Origin of the sequence: Bradyrhizobium sp. NAS80.1, from assembly GCF_001908205.1 — a bacterium.
Taxonomy (GTDB): domain Bacteria; phylum Pseudomonadota; class Alphaproteobacteria; order Rhizobiales; family Xanthobacteraceae; genus Bradyrhizobium.
Genome location: NZ_LGHL01000299.1, coordinates 1 through 4,530 on the forward strand (window position 1 = coordinate 1; position 4,530 = coordinate 4,530).

Annotated in this window: 2 protein-coding genes; one reads left to right on the forward strand and one right to left on the reverse strand. The window is 62.7% G+C overall.

Translation table 11 applies throughout. The annotated features are described in order from the left end of the window. Window positions 1-133 precede the first annotated feature (133 nt). Window positions 134-3,490: an AAA family ATPase gene (locus tag AC629_RS41990; RefSeq protein WP_084810506.1), complete on the reverse strand. Its 3,357-nt coding sequence runs from the start codon at window positions 3,488-3,490 to the stop codon at window positions 134-136. Between the two features lie 828 nt (window positions 3,491-4,318). On the opposite strand from AC629_RS41990, the gene AC629_RS47985 reads away from it, so the two are divergent. After that, on the forward strand, window positions 4,319-4,530 hold a 212-nt coding region (locus tag AC629_RS47985), incomplete at its 3' end, for a hypothetical protein (protein ID WP_210419197.1).

Below are 4,530 nucleotides of genomic sequence, written 5' to 3' on the forward strand. Positions count from 1 at the left end.
ACACAGCCAGGGTCAATCGCGTCGTTTCGACGGTCGCCCGGTCACTTCCGGTCTGCCCCCAACTGCGGACATGTCCCTGCGCCGCGTAAACTGTCCCGAAGGGCCAAGACCGGAGGTCGATCGACCACCCTTATCAACAAAACTCGGCGAGCAAAGCTTTAGCCTGTCTCAGGTCGAGCGTATCGAACCCCTGGGAGAACCAGCCGTAGATCGGAGCCAAAAGATCACGAGCCTCGTGCTGCCTACCCTGCTCGCGCCAAAGCCGCGCCAAGCTCATCGCTGCACGCAGCTCCCAGGATTTCGCCCGCTGCGCGCGCGCAACCGTGAGCGCGCGCCCGAAGTACGCCGTCGCCTTGATCGCATCTGGTTCGGGCGACTTAAGCGCAACTTCGCCGGCGATGCGATTGACTTCGGCCTCGTACCAACACTCCTTGCTGGTTTCGATCGCAGCGATCGCTTCATCGAGACAGCGCCAGGCGTCATCGAATTGGCCGAGTTCCGCAAGGGGTGCGGCGAGCCAGGATAATCGGGTCGGCGTAAGCAGACTCGCTCCCGTCGCTCGCCAAGCGGCGATTCCGGACTTGAGCTTTTGCACAGCCTCTGAGGCTCTGCCGGTCTGATGAAGAAACAAACCTTGCGTACACATTGCGGCAGCCTTCCAATACATTGCGCCTTTCTCGTCCGCCAAAGCGAGAAGTTCTTCGGCTTGCGCGTTTACCGCCGAGTAGTTTCCGCAGTAGTATTGGGTGGGACTGGTCCAGGCCAGCGCGACCATCAGGGTGGCCGCATGGCCGATTTCTCTCGCATCCGTAAGCGCGCCCTCGATATCCGCAAGCGCGGCGTCGGGATAGCCAAGCGCCCACAGAGCCCACGATCGATAGAACAAGATTGCCACTCTGGGGTCGTGGCCAAATCGTGTCGTCAGCACACGATGCTGATCAGGGTTGTAAAGCTCGATCGCGCGGTCGAGATGTTCACGGCCTTGCACGAGCTGGCCGGTACACAACAAGGAGCTGCCCATAAGGCGATGCCCCATCATCCGCGTGGAAATCGTTCTTTGCCTTTCCGCGGCCCCCAAGAATTGCGCCGCAAGCTCGCAAACGACATCGCCGTTAAACTTCGTTTGGTTGGCAACCCAGAAGCCATAGAGAACCGAGAACATCAGCAATGGATCTTCCGGAGGCTCGCCGAGCGCTTCGGCCGTTTCAATGAGCGAGCGCGCCCGCTCCTCGGCCGTAGTCGTTTCCGGCGCAGCGTATCCTTTCGTATGCATCAGCGCGTTTACGAGCGCGGCCTGCAGTTTGATCTCCTCGCGACGTAACGCCGGAGTGGCGGGCAAGTTCGCATATTGGCCGAGTGCGCGGGTGAGCTGCTCCACGGCTTCGATCAGCGCTGACCGCTCTAGGGATCGCTGTCCCGCCTTGCCCCACCACTCCGCGGCCGCTTCGGTCAGGCCCGCTTGGGTGAAGTGATGCGCCAGCAACTCCGGCTCGGCAGCAGCGACATCGCAAACATTATCACGCAACGCCTCTGCGACGCGGCGATGCAGCGCCTGGCGCCGGCTCTTGAGCAGGTTTTCGTAGGCTGCGTTTTGAATAAGCGCGTGCTTGAAGCGATAGCTCGAGTCCGGCGCCAGGCCTTGAACCAACAGAAGATCAGCTTCGGCGAGCCGTTCTAGAGCAGATTGCAGCGCCGAGTGCTCCACGCCGGCCACCGCGCGGAGGAGAGTGTAGGAAAAGTCACGTCCGATCACGGCGGCGATCTGCGCCACCTCGCGTGCGGGGCCGAGCCGGTCGAGCCGTGCCGCCAATGATTGCTGCAGCGTCGGCGGGATCGCTTGAATGCCGGCTGGCTGGCCGCGCTCCAGGAGGAGCAGTGTCACTTCTTCGACAAATAGCGGCACGCCGCCGCTGCGCTCGGCCACCCCCTCGATGACAACGCTCGGCAGCACATGGCGGGAGGCAAGCTCGCTTACCATGTGCCGCACCTGGTGACGATCGAGGGGCGCCAGCGAAATGGTGCTGTGGTGCGAGCGGATGCCCCAGGGCGGCCGAAACTCCGGCCGGCAGGTGAGCAGGACGAATAACGGCGCCAGCGCGCCACGCTCTGCGATGCCGCGCAGGAGGTCGAGCGTGGTCGGATCAGCCCAGTGCAAATCTTCGATCGCCAGCACAACCGCCTGGGTGCGGGCGCCGGCCATCACCCACGCGGTCATCGCGGCCAATTGCCGGTGCCGCAATTCTTCCGGGTCCAAAGCCGGGGCGCGGTCCTGCGGCAGCGGGATGTCGAGCATCGGAGCAAGCAACGGGATATTGTCCGCCGGGCTGAGCTTGACCTGCATCAGGGTATTTTCCAGGTCGGCGAGGCGCTGCTCGGCGGGGACGTCGCCGCCGCCGAACCGGATACGGCCCCATTCGGTGACCGGATGTAGCGGCGTGTTTTGTAAAAGCTGGGAGCAGCTCCATTCGACCCAGGTGTGCGGCGTCTCGCGCAGTCGCGAGTGAAACTCCTCGATCAGCCGCGATTTGCCCAAGCCCGGCTCGCCGACGATCTGGACCAGTTGGCCATCACCCTGGCGAGCCCGTTCCCAGCGCCGCATCAGCAACGCGATTTCCTCACCGCGGCCGACCAGTGGCGTGAGACGGCGCTGCCCCGAGCGGCGCCCGCCGCCGCTGGCGCGCACGATCCGGAACAGCATCACTGGCTCGGATAAGCCTTTCAGGTGGTGGCTACCACGCTCCTCCACCACAAACAGGCCCGCGACTTGCTGCTGTACGCGCGCAGTGACCACAACCGCACCCGGCTCGGCCAGTGCCTGCACCCGCGCCGCGATATTCGGCGCGTCACCGAAAATCTCGCCAGCGGCATCGATCACCACCGGCCCGGACTCGACCGCAATGCGCGCGGCCAATGCCGGCTTGCCCAAGGCGGTGTTCTTCCGGTTTAGCTCGGATAACGCTCGTAGGATAGCAAGCCCCGAGCGCGTGGCGCGCTCGGAATCGTTCTCCTGCGCCACCGGATAGCCGAAGAGTGCCATCAGCCCGTCGCCGAGTTTCTTCGCGACATGGCCCCCCATCTCCGCGACCGCCGCCGAAGCGGCATCGAGATAAGCGCCTACCAGATCGCGCCACTCCTCGGGATCGAGCTTGGCGGAAATGCCCGTTGAATCCACCAGGTCGCAGAACATAACCGTGATATGCCGCCGCTCGCCTGCAGTTGCGATCGGCCCAGGAGGGCGACCCTCCACGATTTCGTTCGCGGGCCTGTCGATAATTGCACGCGTCTCGGACGGGGGCAGCTCGTTCGCTTGGGCGCGCAGAGCAGCGATCGCGTCAAGCAGCTTCCGGCGATGTCCGAGGGCAGCGACACCCAATTCTTTCAAATCATCCGCCGTCAATGCCGGCAGAACTGTCTCATCGATCTCGTTCTCGCGGAATGCGGCCTCATAGCGTTCGAGGCCAAGGCTCCGCAGCCACTGCCCTAGGTCCATGATAGCACCCTAGCTCGCCGCTGCGCCTAGTCTTCGCCCGATAGTATCCGCCAACACCGGTACTGCCAATCTACCCCTCGGTCTTGCTTGACACGCTTGAGATACCTCAAAGGCGCCCAGTCGACCCAGCAAACTCATAGGATCTTCAGTCAGTCTTTCAATCAATCGGTGTGAAGGGGAAGCTCAATGACCAGGGGTGGACAGCTTACCGCAGCCGTCTTCACCACCTTAGCCGTGCTCGCGCGGATGACCACCAAAGCAGATCCTGCGAAGTGCGGCAGGCACCGCGGCCGGTTTCGAGGCATGGAAGAGACTGTTCGCCCATGAGCGACAGGGAAAAAAGGTAACAGCGCCCCGACGGCTGCTGCCTTGATGGCAACGACCTATGCGAATGCCCGATCACGGCCAGAGACGCTTCGGCTTTTCCGCTCGATAGTTTTCTCCTACCAAGCGCGGAGCCTCCGCCAGCCTCGCGCGCGGCCGTGCAAATGCATTGATTCCACTCGGTCGTTGAACGCCGCCTTTTCCGGTCTACCCTCGACAGCCGATTTCTCGGCAGTCAGCGTACAGTTCGGTTCAGTGCCAGGTACCGCCGCTGTCGCTACGGTCGATGAAGGCCACTCGCTCTCAGAGCCACCCACTGCGTTCGGTACATGCTAATCGCGCGAGCGGCGCCACGAGTTAGATGAAGTGTAGCCCCGCGCGTTGGTGTGGGAACAAGCCGCCGTGACTGGCCTATAAATAAACCGATGGTCCGGTTTGGGTCATTTTCGACGGACTTAACCCGTTATCTCACCGATTGATGTCCGTGTTGCCCCGGAAGCAGACTTGAAGGAGAAGGGGGCGAAGCGACGCCGGCAGCAGCCGCAGCGCCCTCGTGATGTCGCTAGTCAAATCGCACATGTGCAGCAAATGCTGCCGCACGCGGCGGTCTCAGATACGAAACCTGTTGACAGCGATCGGCTTCATTCGTCCTTCCATTTGATCGAGCAGCCAATAGACGCCTTTTGGTCAGCTGGCGCCAGACCGGTCGCAATCGC